Below are 19,467 nucleotides of genomic sequence, written 5' to 3' on the forward strand. Positions count from 1 at the left end.
ACTGCTGCAACGGGCTTATTTCGGTGCCGCCCACGTCACGGGTTTGCCTTCGGCAGCGCTGCGGCGCAGCATATCGGCCAAGGGGGCCACGCGCTGGCGCAGGCTCACCGGCCCCAGTTTGGCGGAGTCTGCTGCCGCGGCAGACTCTTGTTCCTTGGAGCTTTCGCCCACACCGTCCATCTCCTCTTTGATCGCTTGGCGGCGTGCATCGTCCTCCAGCACTGCCTTTTCCAGCGTCGCCAAGGCAGCGGGAATTTGCTCCACCGTCAAAATGCCAGCTTCATGCAAAGGCTTGTCCAACAGCTTCAATATCTGTTCTGCCGCAGCCTTCAGCATGATCAGGTCTGCAGTTGCACGCGATTGGAAGGTGTATGCCATGTTCTTATCCTTTGTACATGTATTGCCGTTGAAAAGGGTAATTCGATTGTGCGCCACGCAAAGCGCCTTGCACCAAATCCCCACTGGGGTGGATGACCAACATTTGATGCAGCCCCATCCACCCTTGCTCAAACCCCATCGCAGAGCCTGCCAGATACAGCCGGTAGGCACGCAAAGCACGGTCAGAACGCTCGGCGTCGGTCTGGGCCGTCAGGATGTGTTGTGCCTGAGGCAGTTGTGACTCCAGGGCGTCCGACCATGCCCACAGCGTGCGCGCGTAATGCGGGCGCAGGTTTTCAGTATCCACCATCTCCAGCCCCGCCTCGGCCATCGCGTGCAACACAGCGCTGACGTGCACCAGCTCTCCGCCGGGAAAGATATAGCGCTCGATAAACTCCCCCATGCCTGCGCCCAATTCGCGGTTGTGCGTGCCCCCGGCGGTAATACCGTGGATCAAGACCATGCCCCCGGGCTGCAACAAACGCCGCACGGTGCGAAAGTATTCGGCCAAGTTGGCGTGCCCGACATGCTCAAACATGCCGACCGACGCCATTTTTTCAAAAGGCTGGTCTGCCATCTGCCGGTAGTCGCACAGCTCAACCTGCACTTGCGCCTCCAGCCCCAGCTCCTGAATGCGCTGGCTCACATAGTTGTACTGGTTGCGTGACAAGGTAATGCCTTTGGCTTTGACGCCATAGTGCTGCGCCGCCCAAATAATCAAACCACCCCAGCCACAGCCGATATCCAGAAATCGCTCGCCCGCCTGCAGCGCCAGTTTGCGGCAGATGTGATCCAGCTTGGCTTCTTGGGCCTGTGCCAGCGTCATCGCTGCGTCGCGGTAATAGGCACAGGAATACACGCGCCGGGGGTCTAGCCACAGCGCATAAAAGTCATCGGACAGGTCATAGTGAAACTGTACCTGCTGGGCATCGCGCTCCAGCGTGTGCAAGGCCATGGAGCGGGCACGTTGTATGGCCTGCGACCACCAACTGGCATTGCCCCGCAAAGGATCGGTTTGCAGCAGGCCGTTGGCCACCGCCATCACGTTGCGCATGCTGCCTTGCAAGTCCACCCAGCCTTCCACCACCGCCGCGCCCAGCGAGCCGATCTGGCCCTGCGCCAAAGCCATGAATGCGGCTGGCGAGCGCAAGGTCACACGCACCTGAGCGTGCTCGGGGCCAATGCGCTGGCCGCTGGGCAAGTCCACGGTCACGCTGACAGGGAGTGCAGCCAGTCGGCGCTCCAGTGCGGCAAGCATGTTGTTCATGCCAGCTATTTTTGGGACAGCCCATGCGCTGCGTCAATACGCCGTTGCACGCAGGCGTGACAGGAATTTTCCCGATTCGCGTGTTTTGTGGTTTTTAAGAGGCGGCCCGCCGCAGCTTCGCCGCTGTCACCCCTTGCCAATCAAGCGCTGGTAGGCCTGCAAAGTGCTGGGTGCAACCGATTTGAGCACCTGCTCATACGGGGTTTTCTGGCGCGCCATCAGGCGCATGGAGGCAATGGTACGGGTTTTGCAAAACCAGTGGCAAGTGTGCTGCAGCAAGAGCAGCTCAGCCGTCATGGTGAAGGCCATGCGCTTGCGCGTTGCCAGGTCCACATCATCCGGGGCACACGCTGCACGCACGGCTTTGGCGTGCAGACGCAAGGCTTCGCGCATGTCAAAGGTGTGTGATGGCATCAGGCGGTCAAAATAAGGCAGTGCCAGCGGCAAGGTGCTCACCCGCGTGTCTTCGGCTTTTTCTTGGGCAAACGTCTCCGACAGGCGCTGGAGCTGGTCGGCCAGGGTTTTTTCGCTGTTGTCCAAAATGGCCCACACCTGCTTGCTGCGCTCGGCATCTTTTTCATCCAGCGCACGCATATAGCCTTCGATCAAGCCACCCATGAGCTTTTCTACCTGCGTCGGCGCCAGGTGCGCGCCCAGCAAGCGCACACGGCGGCGGTGCTCTATGCCTTGCAGCACATACACCGCCATCGAGCCCACAATAATCCACGTCAAAAAATCCATAGCGCTACGCCTGCCCCGTCAAAACCAAACCCTAAGTGTATTCAGCCCTTGCCCATGCCTGGGCCAAGCGGACTTTTATGATGCACGCCTTTGTCCCCCGTCTTCAGAGATTTGGCCCGTGTCCCACATCACCATTGAACGCCAGCACACGCTGGGTCTGCCCGCCGCCCGTCAACATGCCCAGACCTGGGCTGAAAAAGCCCATGCCAAATTCGGTGTGCAATGCCGCTATGAAGCTGGCGCGCAATCCGATGTGCTGCACTTTGACGGCAACGGCATGCAAGGCCAGCTGCACGTGAGCGCCAGCCACCTCAAGCTCGACGCGGAGCTGGGCTTTTTGGCCGCCATGTTCCAAGACAAAATCGAAGCCAAGCTCAACGAACAATTCGATGAGATGGTGCAGCCTGCATAAAAACATAGCTGCTAGCGCATGCATTTAAACAGTTTCAGATAGTTTTATATCCGAAACCATTGTTTTGCTTGCGCGGGCAGCTATTGCTTTTAGCTTTTGATCACCCCCATGCGCCACGAAAAAAAGCAGCCTTGCGGCTGCCTTTTTTGCGTAGAACCTTGTGCCTGCTGGCGCTGTTCGCGCTGCTGACGATCAGCGCAGCGAGTTGATCAACTCAATGTATTGCTGCTTGGCCTCGTCCTGCGTGGTGTCCTTGAGCTTTTCCCACGCGTCCCACTTGGCACGGCCCACCATGTCGGTAAAGCTGGGTTTCTTGGCCTCGTTGTCGCCTTCGGTGGCTTGTTTGTACAGCGCGTAAATCTTCAGCAACGTGGCATTGTCGGGGCGCTCGCTCAGCGCGGTGGAGTTTTTGACAGCTTCTTCAAACGTAGCATTGAGGTCGGACATGCGACGGTCTCCTTATGGTTGGTATCGGCGCAGTGTAGCCAAAATTTGCCAAAAAAGTACGATCGTTCTAAACATTCAAACCACAGCTTTGCGCGCCGTGTTGAGGGCTGCGCAGCGCACTAGCTTCCAACCATCCCACGCCGTACTTGCATCCAAGGCAGCACCGTAGCGGTGATCGGTGACGCGCACTCGGTGGGCGGCTCGCCGAAGGCAGCCTGCGACGGGGCGAACGTGACAAAACCACACCAAGTGCACGCGCTGTGCCACGCAGCGCATGTGGCACATGCTTAAATCTGCATTCTCCAATTCTTGGCTTTGCAACGCACCACCATGACTGCCACCACCGTTCTTGGCGCCTGTCCCCACGACTGCCCTGATACCTGCGCACTCGTCACGACCGTAGAGGGCGGTGTCGCCACCAAAGTGCAGGGCAACGCCAACCACCCCATGACCGGCGGTGTGCTGTGCGCCAAGGTCAGCAAGTACGCCGAACGCACCTACCACCCCGAGCGCGTGCGCACACCCCTCAAGCGCATCGGCCCCAAAGGAAGCGGGCAGTTCACCCCGGTCAGCTGGGACGAAGCCCTGAGCGACATTGCGCAGCGCCTGCATGCGATTGCGCAGCGCCAGCCCGAGGCCATCTTGCCTTACAGCTACGCAGGCACCATGGGACTGGTGCAGGGCGAAAGCATGGACCGGCGCTTTTTTCACCAGCTGGGTGCCAGCCTGCTGGATCGCACCATCTGCGCCAGTGCGGGCAGCGAGGCGCTGCTGCACACCTATGGCGGCAAGCTGGGCATGCATGTGCAGTTTTTTGCCGAAAGCAAGCTGATACTGATCTGGGGCAGCAACAGCATTGGCAGCAATCTGCACTTTTGGCGCATCGCCCAAGAGGCCAAGCGCCACGGTGCCAAGCTGGTGTGCATTGACCCGCGCAAGTCCGAGACCGCTGACAAATGCCATGAGCACCTGCAATTGCTGCCAGGCACCGATGCGGCCCTGGCGCTGGCGCTGATGCACGAGTTGATCGTGCACGACTGGCTGGACCACGACTACATCGCCCAGCACACGCAGGGCTGGGAAGCACTCAAAGCCCGCGCGCTGCAATGGCCGCCCGAGCGTGCCGCCCAGGTCTGCGGTTTGCCCGTGGCGCAAATCACGCAACTGGCGCGCGACTACGGCACCACCCAGCCCGCCGCCATCCGGCTGAACTACGGTGTGCAGCGCACCCGTGGTGGGGGCAATGCCGTGCGTGCCATCGCGTGCCTGCCCGCGCTGGTGGGTGCCTGGCGCCACCGTGCCGGCGGGCTGCTGCTGTCCACATCGTCCAATGCCCCCGTCCAGCGCGCGCGCCTGCACATGCCGCAGCTGTTGGGGGAGCGCCGCCCGCGCACCATCAATATGAGCACGATTGGCAATGCACTGCTGGACACCCAAGCCCCCCGCATTGAGGCACTGGTGGTATACAACAGCAACCCGGTGGCCGTGGCCCCGGAATCTGCCCAAGTGGCCGCAGGCTTTGCCCGCGAAGACCTGTTTACCGTGGTGCTGGAACACTTTCTGACCGACACCGCCGACTACGCGGACTATGTACTGCCCGCCACCACACAGCTGGAGCATTGGGACATCCACACCAGCTACGGCCACACCGACGTGCTGCTCAACCAACCGGCGATTGCTCCGGTGGGGCAGGCCAAGAGCAACACCCAGATCTTTCGTGAACTGGCCGCCCACATGGCGCGCTACGACACAGCCTTTGCCGCCCCCCACTTTCACGACCATGACGAAAACTTGTGCCGCCAGGCCCTGGAGGGTAGCAGCATCGACTTTGAACAGCTGTTGCAGCACGGCTTTGCACAGCAATCTCTGCCCGATGCGCCGTTTGCACAAGGCGGCTTTGCCACCCCTTCGGGCAAGTGCGAGTTTTACAGCCCAGCGCTGGAGAAAATGGGCATCAACCCGCTTCCAGACTACCTGAGCAACTATGAAATGCAGAGTGAGCGCTACCCGCTGGCAATGATTTCGCCACCGGCACGCAACTTTTTGAACTCCACCTTCGTGAACGTCAAAACCCTGCGCCACATCGAAGGCCGGCCGGAGCTGGAAATCCACCCCGCTGACGCGGCGGCACGCGGCATTGCCGATGGCGATCTGGTGCGCGTTTTCAACGCCCGTGGCGCCCACGTCTGCCATGCCGCCGTGAACGGGCGCGCGCGCCAGGGCGTGGTGGTGGGCTTGGGCATCTGGTGGCGCAAGGATGGTGCCAATGGCACGAATGTGAACGAACTCACCCACCAGCAGCTCACCGACATCGGCCGCGCACCGGCGTTCTACGACTGTGCGGTGCAGGTAGAACGCCAGCCCTGAGGGCCGCCGACTGCCCTCTGCTGCGTGACCTTGACCGCTGGCCCATAAGCCCTGCACACACGTTCCTCAGCCCGCACGCTGCGCCCGTCTGCGGGCTGGGTCATGCCTCACTCCGCAGCTCAGCGTGCGCGCTGCTGCGTCACGCAATATAAAATTTAATAGCTACCTGCGCATACTCACATTGCCTCAGAGGCATTTTTGCTCAATATCTGTGTGATCTGCCTGACCATCGGCAGACATATCTGACTCCTGCCCCTGGCTGCGGGCGTAACTATTGCCCCAGTCCCGCAACGCCACCAGCACCGGCTGCAGCGAATGCCCCAGCAGCGTCAGCGCGTAATCCACGCGGGGCGGCACTTGGGCATAGACCGTGCGCAACACAATCCCGGCGTCTTCCAGCTCACGCAGCTGCAAGGTCAGCATGCGCTGCGTGATACCCGGAATCAACCGCCCCAGCTCCCCAAAACGCTTGGGCCCATGCATGAGGTGAAAAAGGATGATGGGCTTCCATGTCCCACCCATGACCGACAGCGTGACCTCTACGGCACAACCGCTTTTGCTACTCAACCGTTTCATAGGGACTCCCGCGCACCCACTCTGTGGTGATGTGCGCTGCACAAGCTAGCGCAACGCCTGCCAAGCAGGCGTTACTTACATTTTTAATACTAGCTGACAAATATGTTGGTACTGGCCTGAAACGCCAGTTCCGCGCACCATGCGCAGCCCACCATGTCTTACCCGCAAGAAAGCACACCATGAAAGCCATGCAACTGTCCGCCCCCGGCGGTTTAGACCACCTGCACCTGACCACCTTGCCCGCAGCGGCAGCACCGCAAGCCGGTGAAATCCAGGTGCGTATCCACGCCAGCTCACTCAACTACCACGACCTGCTGGTTGCCACCCTGCCCAATGCCACGGCGGACGGCCGTATCCCCATGGCCGATGGAGCAGGCGTGGTTACGGCGGTGGGCGCAGGCGTCACCGAATTCGCCGTGGGCGATGCCGTGGTCTCCACGTTTTTTCCGCAATGGCAGGCAGGCAAGCGCATGCCCTCCGACTTCCAACGCGTGCCCGGAGATGGTGTGGATGGCTTTGCACGGGAGTGCGTCACCCTGCCTGCCACGGCATTCACCCATGCGCCCCAAGGCTGGTCACACGCCGAAGCGGCCACACTGACTACGGCAGGCCTGACCGCCTGGCGTGCCCTCGTCGTCGATGGCCGCTTGCAAGCCGGTGATACCGTGCTGGTGCTGGGCACCGGCGGCGTCTCCATTTTTGCGTTGCAAATGGCCAAAAGCATGGGCGCACGCGTCATCGCCACCACATCCAGCGCCGCCAAGGCCGAGCGCTTGAAGGCCTTGGGGGCTGACGTGGTCATCAACTACCAGACCACTCCTGAATGGGGCAATGCCGTGCTAGCTGCCACGGCGGGCCGCGGTGCCGACATCGTGGTGGAAGTGGGTGGCCCCGGCACCTTGGCACAGTCGATCCGCGCCTGCGCCGTAGGTGGCCACATTGCCCTGATTGGCGTGCTCACCGGCTTTGCAGGCAGCATTCCTAGCGCCGAGATGATGGCCAAGCAGCAAACGCTCCAAGGTTTGATCGTGGGCAGCCGTGAGCACCAGCAAGACATGGTGCGTGCACTGGAGCAATTCACCTGGCGGCCGGTGATTGACCGCAGCTATCCACTGGAACAACTGGCCGACGCCTTCCGCCACCAGCACAGTGGGCAGCATTTTGGCAAGATTTGTATCGAATACTGACCCTCTGCCCCTGCACGAGGCCTACCTACCCTGCATGCCGATGCATGCAGGGCCGCATCGCGCAACGATAGCCTGCGCTTCGTCGCAAGTAACCGACACACTGCAGCAACCAAGCGGTCAATAATTACCGCACTGCGCAAGTCCTTCTGTCACCACCGTCAGTCCCTTCGCGCCAAGACCGTTTGCGCCTATCGCCGCAATGCGGAAACCGATAGATCGCTTTGGATGGGTTGACGGCAGGCCTGCGCCGCTGCTGTGTTGCTATGAATTTACGCCGACTGATTTTGGTGCTGACGCTGTGCAGCGCTTTGCTGCCTTTTGCCAATACTTTCTATGCGGGCTACACCGTTCAACGCCAGCAGTTGATCGATACTACCCAGGAGAGCAACGCGGCCTATGCCCGCAAGCTGGCCCAAAGCACCGATGATTTTTTGCAGTCAGCCCTGCAGCAGTTAGGCTACACCGCCCAGCTCCTGGCAGACCACATGGCGGATGAACCCATGCTGACGCAGGAAGCGACACGTTTGCGCTTGCAAACCAAGAGTTTTAACTCGGTGACCATCTACAACCCGCAAGCCATCGTCCTCGCAACGTCACCGGAGGCACTGCAGATCAAAGGCCGTATGCTTGACAGCACAGCCGTGCAAGAGTCCTTGCGCACACGCAGCACCGTCATTAGCCAGGCCTTTATGTCTGCGGCAGGCAACCTGATTGTTTTCATCTCGCACCCTATCTTTTCGCCCAGCGGCGAATACCTGGGCGCCATCGGTGGCAGCATCTATCTGAAGCAAGAAAGCATGCTCAACCGCCTGTTGGGCACGCATTTTTATGCGGATGGCTCCTACCTGTACGTGGTGGACAAGTCCAAACGCATCATCTACCACCCCAACCCCGACCGTGTGGGCCAGATCATCACGGGCAATACCGTGATTGACCGGGTGATCTCCGGCGACTCAGGCTACGCTGCCGTAGTCAACAGCCAAGGCACTGCGATGCTGGCAGGCTTTGCCCAAGTGCCCACCTCTGGCTGGGGCATCGTCGCACAGCGGCCCCAGCAGGCCACATTGGCCCCTCTGGATACGCTGATGCGTACCATGCTCTACAAAACACTGCCGCTGACCTGTGTGCTGCTGCTTGTGATCTGGTGGGGCTCTCGGCGTATTGCCCAGCCTTTGCGGCAATTGGCCAATGGCGCACACACCATGGACCGCGCCGACACGGCCCAAACCATTCAGTCCGTGCAATCGTGGTACTACGAAGCGCAAGAGCTGAAAAAAGCCATGCTGGTTGGCCTGGGCCTGCTGCACCAGAACATGAGCCAGCTGCGCCAAGACGTCTCGACCGATCACTTGACGGGGCTGGGCAACCGCCGCCACATCGATGCGGCTTTGGCCCGCTTTGCAAGCCACGACATTCCGTTTGCGGTGGTGGCGATCGATATCGACCACTTCAAACACGTGAATGACACTTTCGGCCATGACGTGGGCGACATGGTGCTCAAGCAGTTGGCAGCACAAATGCGCGACGTCTGCCGGGCAGACGATGTGCCTTGCCGGGTCGGCGGCGAAGAGTTTCTGCTGCTGTTGCCCAAAGCCTCACTGGCAGATGCCGCGCAAGTGGCAGAGCGTTTGCGCAATCTGGCTGAAATTACCGAGCTTCCTGTGGTCGGCCACATCACGATCTCGGTGGGGGTTTCGCACTGGCCACACTGCAGCCCCAGCCAGACCATCGTGTTCAAACAGGCGGATGACATGCTCTACGCCGCCAAGCATGCCGGGCGCAACCAGGTACAGGTCTATCCCAGCTGATCCACCGCCACCGTGTCACCCACCGCAACCCGCAACACTGCCTCGAAGGGTTTATGCTGGATGGCATTGACCCACGCTGAGAGGCCTATGCTGCATGCCGCCGTTGTTGATGTTCGGGAAGTCGCGGTTGAGCGCTCGATCGCCCGCCGTGGCAACGGCTCCTTGTGCCTGGGTTGCACCATGCGAGCGTGCATGGACGTGGCACGCAAATCCCACATCTCCATGCCTGCCGGTATGGCATGGCGGTTCAAAGCCATGAAGACGGAAGATATTCCCCCAACACTGCGCCTGCTGCTGTCTTGGGCCGTGGGGGCTGGTGCTTTCATTGGAGGCATTGGCCCGAGCTGGTTTGCCTGGAATATGCGCCTCTGGGGCGTTCCGGCATTTTGTGCACTCGGCAGTTGCGGGTCAGCCATCCGCCTGGCGATGGGGGGCCTGGCCCTGCGCAGGCACCAGGCCTTGGATTGATAGCACCATGTCAAAGCGCCTTGTGGTGGGAATGACTGCGCTGGTGGCGGTGGCGCACTGGGCGCTGCTGTTCAGCCCCTGGTTCGGGTCTGCGACACCCCTCCAATCCTCTGCAGACACCCCGAATGTGCTGGAAGCGGTCTGGATTCCACTGCTGCCCCCCCGTCCAGCGGCTGCCCCTGCACCCGTGGTACGCCCTCTGACGTCGACGCCCCCCAAACCAAGGGCCCCAACCGTACAGGCACCCTCGGCGCCCTCCAAAACCCCGATAGTGGATGCCCCCTCGTCAGCCCCCGCCACGGCGCTGACCGCCACTAGCAACGCACCAGATGCGCAGGCGGCGCTGCCGCCACAGGCTGAAGAGCTGCCGCTAGCTGAAGATCCCGCCGCCAGCGCTGTCGCCGCCCACAGCGCAAGCAACGGCCCGCGCCTGCATGTCCAAGATGCAGCAGGCGCGCCCGTCACACTGGCGCTGCCCTCCGATGGCTCTACGCTGGCGCAGCACAAGTTGCTACGCTTTCAGGTGGCAGGTTTTGTCAAAGGCATGCAATACCACGCCCAAGCAGAACTGGAGTGGCACATCGACGGCAACCGCTACCAAGCGCGGCAGCGCATCAGCGCATTCCTCTTAGGCTCCATGGAGCAAACCAGCCAAGGACTGCTGACCCCCCTGGGCTTGCAGCCGATGGAATTTACCGATCGCCGCTTTGCCAAAAAACGCTCCGTCACACTGGACTGGGAGGTGCAGCAAGCGTCGTTCACGCCCCTGCAACCGGCAACGCCGATTGGCCCCGGCACGCAAGACCGCCTGAGTGTTTTCTTGCAGCTGGCTGCAATCTTGCACAGCACGCCAGACCTGCGTGCCGCTGGCACACGCCTGCAAGTTCCCACCCTGGGCTCACGCCGCATGCAGATATGGACCTTTGAAGTACAAGCGCCGGAAATACTAGATTTGCCCGGTGGAGCCACACCAACGCTGCGCCTGCGCCGCATTCCACCCGCTGGTGAGGCAGAGCAAGCGCTGCTGTGGCTGGATGCCACACAAGGCTATGCGCCGGTGCGCATTCACATGGAAGAGCCCAACGGCGACGTGATGGATTTCGTCCTCCAAGACTGAGCGCAGCTGCCCAAGCCCACACGCCACAACACGCATCAGCAGCGACAGCACCCCTGTACACGGGACACAGCCAAGGCATCAATATCAATGCGCGCCAGCAGCGCCCACAGCAGCAACCCTGAAACATCTAAAAAATGAGCTACCAGCGCTTATCCAGAAAGCGCCAGAAGGCATTTTGATGCTTAAGACGCGCTGCTACCCTCGCCCAACGGGGACACAATGGTTTGCTCGATGGCACCAAAAATACTGAGCCCGTCTTTGTTTTTCATTTCAACGCGCACCGTGTCGCCAAACTGCAAATAGCCGGTGCTGGCCACATCGCTTTGTTGCAACTCCATCGCGCGCTTTTCAGCAATGCTGTGATAGCCCTTGGGCCAATCGGTGCGCCGTGAGGAGGCTTTTCCGGTGGTGGCTCCCACATTGCTCACCACCCCTGTTCCCACCATGCTGCCAGCATGCACCGTGCGTGTTTTGGCAGCGTGCGCAATCAGTTGGCCAAAGTGAAACGCCATATCTTCCCCCGCGTCACACATGCCTACCTTGCGCCCATTCCAGCTGGTGTGCAGGGGCAAATGCACCTTGCCACCGCGCCACGCATCGCCCAGTTCATCAACCGTCACGGCCACCGGGCTCAAGCCCACCGCAGGCCAGCTTTGCACATTGCCCCACGCATGGCCGGGTGCGCTGGGCATGAGCTGGCGCAAGCTGAAAGTGTTGCTCAACATCAGCAATCGAATGCCGTATAGAGCCTGTTCTGCGGACGCGCCCATGGGCACATCCGCTGTCACCGCCGCCAAACCCGCGCCAAAGTCGATCCCCATGGCTGCGCTGCCCAAGACCACTTCATCACAGGCTCCCACCAAGCTATCGCCCGCGCCTTGGCGCATCGTCGGCTCGGTCACACTCAGCGGCCATTGTGGCTGCGTCAACGCCAAGTGGGAAGGATAGGCCGCCGCTTCCAGCCATTGATGGCTGCGCGGCAGCGGTGCCATGCACTGCGAGGCATCGAATGCGAAAACATGCTTGGCTCTGCCCGCATTGAGCTGCGTGTACACGTCCTGCAATTGGGGCGCCATAAAACTCCAGTCGTCCAGGACCTGCTGCATCCGTGAAGCAATGCCGGTGGCATAGCAGGCCAGGCGCAGGTCACGCGACACCACGATCAGTTGTCCATCGCGGGAGCCATCTTTGTAAGTAGCAAGTTTCATGGGCTAAGAGTTGTAGGCGCTAGGGCCATACCGCAGCAGCCACAGCGGGCTACTGCCAAAATAGGAGAACTGGGGTGGACGGCATGCACTGGCACACCGTCCACGGTGTAATCCCGCAAATTCTAAGGTTCACCTATGCCATCACGTTTTTTACGGTGGAGCGCTGCACTGCGCAGCGCCCCCAGCGGCCTTGCATTGTCGTTGGCCTTGAGTGCAGGCGCGCTGCAAGCGCAAACCACCGCCGCGCCGATTGAAGTGCGTAACGCGCAAGGCAAGCCGGTGGTGAGCGCACTGGCGTGGAAAGCGCCCGCTGCGGCACGCATGCAATTTACGGTGCAGGGCAAGTTCAAAAACCTGCCCTATCAAACCAAGGCCCAGCTGGACTGGCTGCCGCAAGGCCAGCGCTATGAAGCCTCGCAGGAAGTGCAAATTCCGGTACTGGGCAGCCGCCGTCAGGCCAGTGTGGGCGCGATCAATGCCAACGGATTGCGCCCAGAAATCTTCTTGGACCGCAGCCGCAAAGAAAACAGCGCCACATTTGATGCGCAAGCAGGTCAAATCCGCTTCAGCCGTGGCAGTGAACCCGCCCCCTTGGTGCCCGGCACGCAAGACCGCATGAGTGTGTTTTTTCAGCTAGCGGGCATGCTGGCTGCAGCGCCCAAGGCCTATCCAGCCGGCACGCGCATCACGGTGCAAGCCGCCAGTACCAGCCGCGTCGCCCCTTGGACATTTACGGTCCGCGGCACAGAAAACCTCGCTTTGCCTGCAGGGCGCATGGCGGCCATCAAGCTGGAGCACAACTCCGACAGCAATGATGCCGAGGGCGTGCAATCGGCCTTGTGGATTGCGCCCAGCCTGGGTTACCTGCCGGTACGCATTCGCATGGTGGAAGACGGCGGACGCGATGAGCTGGACCTCAAGCTCACGTCCCACAGCAACCCTTAAGCCCCACTGACGGGGTGCCCGCACACGGTTTGCCTATTCATGGAATACTGGCCTGGCATGCATTTCGTCATGCGGCTTGAAACTGTCGATAACGCCTTCATGTAATGACTTCGCAGGCACTGTCAGGCAGACAAGAAAGGAGGGCCACCATGCAAATGCTTTATGACTCGGATTCTTTTGTGGTGCTCCATCTCAAGCCTGATTTGGGTTTGCCTGCAGAAGTGATGCTGGCTGACGGGGAAACCCCCGCGCCCGCGCTGCCTCGCCACGGTTTTGAAATCGTCGACAAACGCTCGGGCAAAGAGGTCTATCTGGATGGATCTTGGGCTGAACTCTTTCAACAAGTCATTCACGAGTGGCAGCGTAACTCTCCCAGCGAAGAAGAGGTCGAAGACACGCTGGAGCGCTATGCACAGCTGGCACAAAACCCTGTCTTGATTCATTAATCACACTGTGTCTTTCACAAAAAAGAGGCCTACAGGGCCTCTTTTTTTGCACGCGGCAAGGTGCTGCACCCCATCAGATGTCACAAGTACTTGTTGCCTCCAGCGACTTGCTGCTGCCGGTGCTGCTCTCGCTCCAGTAAACGTGTGAACTCCGCACTCGGCAATGGCTTGCTACACAGATAGCCTTGGTAAAGGTTGCAGCCATGCTGGCGCAAAAACTCCAACTGTGCAGCAGTTTCCACGCCTTCGGCCAGCACTTCCATGCCCATGCTTTGGCCCATGGCAATCACAGCATGGCTGATGGCCATGTCGTCGGGGCTGTTGGGAATATCGCGGATAAAGCTCTGGTCAATTTTGAGCAGGTCAATCGGAAAGCGCTTGAGGTGCGCCAGCGATGAATAACCGGTACCAAAATCATCCACTGCCAGGCGCAGACCCAGGCTCTTGAGGTTGCGCAACACATTCAACGCTTCATCGGGGCGCTCTGCCAGTGCGCTTTCGGTGATCTCCAGCTCCAGGCACACCGCTGGGAAGCCCGAGCTCTCCAGCGCCTTGCGCGTGCAGCCAACGATGTCGGTGAGCAAAAACTGGTGCAGCGAGACATTGACTGCCATCGAAATCGCAGGCAGCCCTTGACTGCTCCACGCTTGCGCCTGGCGACAGGCTTCGGTCAGCGCCCATTCGCCCAACGGGCCAATCAGCCCCGAAGTCTCCGCCACAGGGATGAAGCGTGCCGGGGAGATCATGCCCTCCACGGGGTCAAGCCAGCGCATCAAAGCCTCACAGCCCACAATATTGCCGGTCGCAATATCAATTTGGGGCTGGTAGAACATCTGCAAATGCCCTTGCGCCAAGGCGTGGCGCAAGCGCGATTCCAGTGCAATTCGCTCACGCGCAGCCTGCGTCATGTCTTCATTGAAGAAGCACCACAAATTACTGCCGCCCTTGCCTTGCTTGGCGCCATACACTGCGGCATGCGCACCCTGCACCAGCAGTGCCGCCGTCTGCGCGTGCTGCGGATAGCAACAGATTCCGGCGCTCACACTCACCACCACCGCAAAGCCATCGGGCGACTTCCAGGGCTGTGCCGCAGCATGGATCAAGCGCTCCGCAATATCCGAGGCATCTTCGCAAGACGTCAGCTGGTGGGCCAGCACCACGATTTCATCGCCCGCCATGCGCGCGATCAGGTCGCCCGGCCGCAGCGCCGACTGCACCTGGCGCGCGATGTGACGCAACACCTCGTCACCCACGGCGTGGCCGTAGCTGTCGTTCACGTCCTTGAAGCGGTCCAGGTTCAACAGGATGACCGCCATCTTTTCACTGCGCACTTGCGCCGCTTGCACGGAGCGCGCCAGCTCCTGGCTGAACCAGGCGCGATTGGACAGGCCCGTCAACGCGTCGCGGTGTGCCAGAAACTGCAGCTGCTCCTCACGCTGCTTCTCCTGGGAGATGTCGGTGAACATGCATACGTAATGGGTGGTTCTGCCGTGCTCGTCCTTGACGGCGCTCAGCGACATGCGCTCGGGAAAAATCTCGCCGTTCTTGCGCTTGTTCCAGATCTCTCCGCGCCAGTGCCCGGTCAGGTGCAGGCTGGACCACATCTCGTCATAAAACGCTTTGTCGTGCCGCCCCGACTTGAAAGCCGAGGGGCGCTTACCCAGCAACTCAGAAGATTCATAGCCCAAAAGCCGTGAAAATGCCGCATTGGTCGACAAAATATTGCTGTACGCATCCGTCACCACAATGCCTTCGGCCGTGTTGTCCACCACGGTGGCGGCCAAGCGCAAGCGCTCTTCTTCTTGGCGCTGCTGGGTTTTGTCCGAAATAATCCCGGAAAAACGCACCAGCTTGCCACTGTCATCCACGTGGCGCGTGCCGCGTGCCTCATACCAGCGGTATTCCCCATCAAAGCCTTGCAAGCGCGCTGTGACCACAAACGGTGCGCCCGTCCGCAGCGCCATGCGCACCTCGGCACCGACTGCAGCACGGTCTTCGGGGTGCAGGCGGGCACGGAAATGGAAGTCCCGGCCAAAGTCATCGCCTTGGTAACGCAGGATGCTGGCCATGCCTTGCGAGAAGGTATGGCATTTGCGCACCATGTCCCAGTCCCACATCCCGCTGCCGCTGCCATCCAAGGCCAAACGCAGCTGCTCTTCGCTTTTGACCAGTTCCTGGCGCGCAGCCACACGGTACTGCTCCGCACGCATGGTGCGCCGCACCAACCATCCCGCCAGGCAGCCAGAGGCCACCACAAAAATATAGTCTTGTGCCTGTTGCAGCGTGATGTACAGCTCCCGGTCTTCTACCAGCAGCGGCATGATGAAGTCGCCCGCACCAAACCACAGCAAGCCAGTCACCAGATACAGCAGCAATGCACGTAAAGGCGCCAAGCGTGGGACAGCGTCCTCTTGTTGCATGTATTTCCTCAATTCCCTCTAGCCCCCGGCCATGCTGCGACAATCGCTGTGCTATGACCCAAGCCTATATCCTTACTCTTTCTTGCCCTGACCGCCGTGGCCTGGTGCATGCCGTCTCCGGCTTCCTGCTGGAGCAAGGCGCCAATATTGAAGAAGCTTCCCAATACAACGACAGTGCCACCGGCCTGTTCTTCATGCGCGTGCAATTCGCCTGCGAAAGCTCCGACATTGCTGCGCTGAAAGCAGCCACCGCCACGCTGGCTGCAACGTATGACATGAAGTGGAGCCTGCATTCCAATGCCGAGCGCATGAAGACCGTGCTCATGGTCAGCCGCCAGGGCCACTGCCTCAACGACTTGCTGTTCCGCTGGAGCTCAGGCCAGTTGCCGATCGACATCAAGGCCATCATCAGCAACCACCGCGACTTCTACCAACTCGCGGCCAGCCACAACATCCCGTTCCACCACATCCCCGTCACTGCTGCCACCAAAGCACAGGCCGAAGCCAAGCAGTTCGAGATTATCGAGGCGGAAGGCGCAGAGCTAGTGGTACTGGCCCGCTATATGCAAGTACTTTCTAATGACTTGTGTCAAAAACTATCGGGGCGTGCCATCAACATTCACCACAGTTTCCTGCCTAGTTTCAAGGGTGCCAAGCCCTACTACCAAGCGCACGACCGTGGCGTGAAACTGATCGGAGCGACCGCTCACTACGTGACCGCAGACCTGGACGAAGGCCCGATCATTGAGCAGGACGTGGCCCGCGCTGACCACACCGACACCGTGGAAGACCTCACCACCCGCGGCCAGGACACCGAAAGCCAGGTGCTGGCCCGTGCCGTGAAGTGGCACAGTGAGCGCCGCGTGATCTTGAACGGTCACAAAACGGTGGTCTTCCGCTAAATGGCACTGCTCTTTAATTAAAAGCAGCTAGCGCTCGTTGATTCTTGTTTTCGCATTGATTACATACTGAAAATAAGTAATAACAAGCGCTAGAAGCTTCTAAAAACAGAGCATCCTAAGCACCTCCACCCCGCCCGCGGTACCGAACATGTCAACTCCACGCAACAACGGCCAACGCCCCACCCGTTTTTTTGACAGCCGATCGGCGCGGCGCATTCCCCCCATTCAATGTCTGCTGACCTTTGAAGCCCTGGCGCGCCTGCGCAGCGTGACGCTGACGGCCGAAGAGCTCAGCGTCACCCCCAGCGCCGTCAGCCACCGCGTGCGCCAGCTGGAACAGGTGCTGGGCACCCAGCTGTTTGGCCGCACCGATTTCTCCCTCACCACCGACGGGCAAAAGTACCTGCAGCAAGTGCGCGAAGGCCTGGGCGCGCTGCAATGCTTTCCCAATCACCCGGTGGCCAGTGGCCGCACCCGCCTGAAAATTGCCGTCACGCCCACTTTTGCGCGCTGCATGCTGATTCCGCGGCTGGCGCAGTTCACCGAGGCGCACCCCGAAATTGATCTGACGCTGCAAGTCGCCATCCCGCTGCTGGATGTGGTGGCCGAAGATGCCGACCTGATGGTGCGCTACGGCGTGGGCCACTACGCCGACGTGGAGCACCTGGAAATCGCGCGCGATGTGTACACCCCCGTCGCCTCACCCGCCTTTTTGCGCCAGCACGGCCCCATCACCAAACCCGAAAACCTGCAAGAGCTGCCCCTGCTGCGCAGCCCGCTGGAGTCGTGGCGCCCGTGGTTCCTCGCCGCCGGGCTGGACTGGGCCGAACCCACCGAGGGCTCGCAGTTCAACGACGTGGGCCTGCTGTGCGACGCCGCCGCCGCAGGCATGGGCGTGGCCCCCGTGCGCCTGAAACTGGGCGCGCCGTGGCTGGACAACGGCACCCTGGTGCGCCTGTTTGACCTGGAAATCCCCAGCCCCCACGCCCACTACCTGTGCTGGCGTACCGGCACCATGGACCGCTGGGAATGCAAAGCCTTCGCCGAATGGGTGGCGCAAACCATGTAAGCAAAAATAGCTGCTAACGCTTATACCGACTGCGTTAACAGCTATTTTTTTAGTTGCACCCTGCGCCACCAGCGTGGCGCTTTCACACAGGCTTGCAAGAAAAATCACAGCGCACCGCCCAGGCTTGCCCTACAGTCATTGCCCATGACAACCGCCAGCCTTTCCGAACGTGCTGCCCGCCAAGCCGAGGTGGTGCAAGCCCTGTCCCAGCATGTGCCTGACCATGCCCTGCTGTGGAACGCCGAAGACACCACCCCCTATGAGTGCGACGGCCTGACCGCCTACCGCCAGCGCCCGCTGGTGGTCTGCCTGCCCGAAACCTATGCGCAGGTGCAAGCCGTGCTCAAAGCCTGCCACGCCATCAACGTGCCCGTGGTGGCACGCGGCGCGGGCACCGGCCTGTCCGGCGGCGCCATGCCCCACGCCATGGGCGTGACGCTGTCGCTGGCCAAGTTCAACCAGATTCTCAATGTCGACGCCTACAGCCGCACCGCGGTCGTGCAATGCGGCGTGCGCAATCTGGCCATCAGCGAGGCCGCCGCCCCGTTTAACCTGTACTACGCCCCAGACCCCAGCAGCCAGATTGCCTGCACCATCGGCGGCAACGTGGCCGAAAACTCCGGCGGCGTGCACTGCCTGAAATACGGCCTGACGGTGCACAACATCCTCAAGGTCAAAGGCTTCACCATCGAGGGCGACCCGGTCGAATTCGGCTCGGATGCGCTGGACACCCCCGGCTACGACCTGCTGGCCGCCATGATCGGCAGCGAAGGCATGCTCGCCGTGGTGACCGAAGTCACCGTGAAACTCATCCCCAAGCCCCAGCTGGCGCGCTGCATCATGGCCAGCTTTGACGATATGCGCAAAGCCGGCGATGCCGTGGCCGCCGTGATCGCCGCCGGCATCATCCCCGCCGGGCTGGAGATGATGGACAAGCCCATGACCGCCGCCGTGGAAGACTTTGTCAAAGCCGGCTACGACCTCACAGCCGAAGCCATTTTGCTGTGCGAGTCCGACGGCACCCCCGAAGAAGTGGAAGAAGAAATCGGCCGCATGAGCGATGTGCTGCGCGCTGCCGGAGCCACGGCCATCAGCGTGAGCAACAGCGAAGAAGAGCGCATGCGCTTTTGGAGCGGCCGCAAAAACGCCTTCCCGGCGTCGGGCCGCATCAGCCCCGACTACATGTGCATGGACTCCACCATTCCGCGCAAGCGCTTGGCCGACATCCTGCTGGCCATCCAGGAGATGGAAAAGAAGTACCAGCTGCGCTGCGCCAACGTGTTCCACGCGGGCGACGGCAATCTGCACCCCCTGATCTTGTTTGATGCGAATGACCCCGACGAGCTGCACCGCTGTGAGCTGTTTGGCGCCGACATTCTGGAGACCAGCGTGGCCATGGGCGGCACGGTGACGGGCGAGCACGGCGTGGGCATTGAAAAGCTCAACTCCATGTGCACCCAGTTCACCACCGAAGAGAACCTGCAGATGTTTGCGCTCAAAGCAGCGTTTGACCCCGCAGGGCTGCTCAACCCCGGCAAGGTCATTCCCACCCACAACCGCTGTGCCGAATACGGCAAGATGCTGGTGCGCGGCGGGCAAATCAGTCACCCGGATTTGCCGCGTTTCTAAGCGATTACACGCAGCGCCACAGGCTTTGCAGTCCTGCATTCCATGCAGTGCTGCAAAGCCTTTTTTTACGGATAAAAATG

At 60.7% G+C, this 19,467-nt stretch carries 18 protein-coding genes; 11 read left to right on the top strand and 7 right to left on the bottom strand.

Going from position 1 to position 19,467, the window contains the following annotated elements:
* Positions 1 to 15: 15 nt before the first annotated feature.
* The 3 genes from QEP12_RS06630 to QEP12_RS06640 form a co-directional block, all read right to left on the bottom strand.
* Positions 16 to 378 carry a DUF1840 domain-containing protein gene (locus tag QEP12_RS06630; RefSeq protein ID WP_219162998.1) on the bottom strand — a complete coding sequence of 121 codons (363 nt, stop codon included), beginning with the start codon at positions 376 to 378 and terminating at the stop codon, positions 16 to 18.
* A gap of 4 nt (positions 379 to 382) precedes the next feature.
* Positions 383 to 1,645 (bottom strand): class I SAM-dependent methyltransferase, encoded by a 1,263-nt coding sequence (locus tag QEP12_RS06635; protein ID WP_174862338.1) that lies wholly within the window; start codon positions 1,643 to 1,645, stop codon positions 383 to 385.
* A gap of 126 nt (positions 1,646 to 1,771) precedes the next feature.
* Positions 1,772 to 2,386 (bottom strand): hypothetical protein, encoded by a 615-nt coding sequence (locus QEP12_RS06640; RefSeq protein ID WP_174862339.1) that lies wholly within the window; start codon positions 2,384 to 2,386, stop codon positions 1,772 to 1,774.
* 118 nt (positions 2,387 to 2,504) lie between these two features.
* On the opposite strand from QEP12_RS06640, the gene QEP12_RS06645 reads away from it, so the two are divergent.
* The gene (locus QEP12_RS06645) at positions 2,505 to 2,798 is read left to right on the top strand and encodes a polyhydroxyalkanoic acid system family protein (protein WP_174862340.1); all 294 of its coding nucleotides are present in this window, start codon (positions 2,505 to 2,507) and stop codon (positions 2,796 to 2,798) included.
* A gap of 192 nt (positions 2,799 to 2,990) precedes the next feature.
* Here QEP12_RS06645 and QEP12_RS06650 read toward each other — a convergent pair whose 3' ends face one another.
* Positions 2,991 to 3,245, bottom strand: coding sequence for an acyl-CoA-binding protein (locus QEP12_RS06650; protein ID WP_284213749.1), 255 nt, complete (start codon positions 3,243 to 3,245; stop codon positions 2,991 to 2,993).
* Between the two features lie 330 nt (positions 3,246 to 3,575).
* Between QEP12_RS06650 and QEP12_RS06655 the strand changes: the two genes are divergently transcribed.
* Complete coding sequence (locus QEP12_RS06655) at positions 3,576 to 5,612, top strand: molybdopterin-containing oxidoreductase family protein (RefSeq protein ID WP_284213750.1); 2,037 nt, start codon at positions 3,576 to 3,578, stop codon at positions 5,610 to 5,612.
* Positions 5,613 to 5,798: 186 nt separating this feature from the next.
* Here QEP12_RS06655 and QEP12_RS06660 read toward each other — a convergent pair whose 3' ends face one another.
* The gene (locus QEP12_RS06660; RefSeq protein WP_284213751.1) at positions 5,799 to 6,188 is read right to left on the bottom strand and encodes a winged helix-turn-helix transcriptional regulator; all 390 of its coding nucleotides are present in this window, start codon (positions 6,186 to 6,188) and stop codon (positions 5,799 to 5,801) included.
* A 179-nt stretch (positions 6,189 to 6,367) separates the two neighbouring features.
* Here QEP12_RS06660 and QEP12_RS06665 point away from each other — a divergent pair, with 179 nt between their 5' ends.
* The 4 genes from QEP12_RS06665 (at position 6,368) to QEP12_RS06680 (ending at position 10,768) form a co-directional block, all read left to right on the top strand.
* Positions 6,368 to 7,375 (top strand): zinc-dependent alcohol dehydrogenase family protein, encoded by a 1,008-nt coding sequence (locus QEP12_RS06665; protein ID WP_284213752.1) that lies wholly within the window; start codon positions 6,368 to 6,370, stop codon positions 7,373 to 7,375.
* Positions 7,376 to 7,638: 263 nt separating this feature from the next.
* On the top strand, positions 7,639 to 9,183 hold the full coding sequence (locus QEP12_RS06670; RefSeq protein WP_284213753.1) for a sensor domain-containing diguanylate cyclase: 1,545 nt from the start codon (positions 7,639 to 7,641) through the stop codon (positions 9,181 to 9,183).
* 87 nt (positions 9,184 to 9,270) lie between these two features.
* A complete protein-coding gene (locus tag QEP12_RS06675) occupies positions 9,271 to 9,651 on the top strand; it encodes a hypothetical protein (protein WP_284213754.1) in 381 nt (126 codons plus the stop codon).
* A 7-nt stretch (positions 9,652 to 9,658) separates the two neighbouring features.
* Positions 9,659 to 10,768 (top strand): DUF3108 domain-containing protein, encoded by a 1,110-nt coding sequence (locus QEP12_RS06680; RefSeq protein WP_284213755.1) that lies wholly within the window; start codon positions 9,659 to 9,661, stop codon positions 10,766 to 10,768.
* Between the two features lie 182 nt (positions 10,769 to 10,950).
* Here the strand turns inward: QEP12_RS06680 and QEP12_RS06685 are convergent, their stop codons facing one another.
* Positions 10,951 to 11,976, bottom strand: coding sequence for a fumarylacetoacetate hydrolase family protein (locus QEP12_RS06685; protein ID WP_284213757.1), 1,026 nt, complete (start codon positions 11,974 to 11,976; stop codon positions 10,951 to 10,953).
* A gap of 135 nt (positions 11,977 to 12,111) precedes the next feature.
* Between QEP12_RS06685 and QEP12_RS06690 the strand changes: the two genes are divergently transcribed.
* Together QEP12_RS06690 and QEP12_RS06695 are read left to right on the top strand one after the other, a co-directional pair.
* A complete protein-coding gene (locus QEP12_RS06690; protein ID WP_284213758.1) occupies positions 12,112 to 12,921 on the top strand; it encodes a DUF3108 domain-containing protein in 810 nt (269 codons plus the stop codon).
* A 149-nt stretch (positions 12,922 to 13,070) separates the two neighbouring features.
* Positions 13,071 to 13,367, top strand: coding sequence for a BTH_I0359 family protein (locus QEP12_RS06695; protein WP_174862347.1), 297 nt, complete (start codon positions 13,071 to 13,073; stop codon positions 13,365 to 13,367).
* A gap of 80 nt (positions 13,368 to 13,447) precedes the next feature.
* Here the strand turns inward: QEP12_RS06695 and QEP12_RS06700 are convergent, their stop codons facing one another.
* Positions 13,448 to 15,787 carry a putative bifunctional diguanylate cyclase/phosphodiesterase gene (locus tag QEP12_RS06700; RefSeq protein ID WP_284213759.1) on the bottom strand — a complete coding sequence of 780 codons (2,340 nt, stop codon included), beginning with the start codon at positions 15,785 to 15,787 and terminating at the stop codon, positions 13,448 to 13,450.
* Positions 15,788 to 15,840: 53 nt separating this feature from the next.
* Between QEP12_RS06700 and purU the strand changes: the two genes are divergently transcribed.
* The 3 genes from purU (at position 15,841) to QEP12_RS06715 (ending at position 19,387) form a co-directional block, all read left to right on the top strand.
* Positions 15,841 to 16,689, top strand: a complete 849-nt coding sequence (purU, locus tag QEP12_RS06705) for a formyltetrahydrofolate deformylase (RefSeq protein ID WP_174862348.1) — start codon at positions 15,841 to 15,843, stop codon at positions 16,687 to 16,689.
* Positions 16,690 to 16,837: 148 nt separating this feature from the next.
* Entirely contained in the window at positions 16,838 to 17,758 is a 921-nt protein-coding gene (locus QEP12_RS06710) for a LysR substrate-binding domain-containing protein (RefSeq protein WP_284213761.1), read from the top strand.
* Between the two features lie 144 nt (positions 17,759 to 17,902).
* The gene (locus QEP12_RS06715; RefSeq protein WP_284213763.1) at positions 17,903 to 19,387 is read left to right on the top strand and encodes an FAD-linked oxidase C-terminal domain-containing protein; all 1,485 of its coding nucleotides are present in this window, start codon (positions 17,903 to 17,905) and stop codon (positions 19,385 to 19,387) included.
* Positions 19,388 to 19,467: the final 80 nt, after the last annotated feature.

Origin of the sequence: Comamonas jiangduensis (assembly GCF_030162955.1) — a bacterium.
GTDB classification, from domain to species: Bacteria; Pseudomonadota; Gammaproteobacteria; order Burkholderiales; family Burkholderiaceae_C; genus Comamonas; species Comamonas jiangduensis.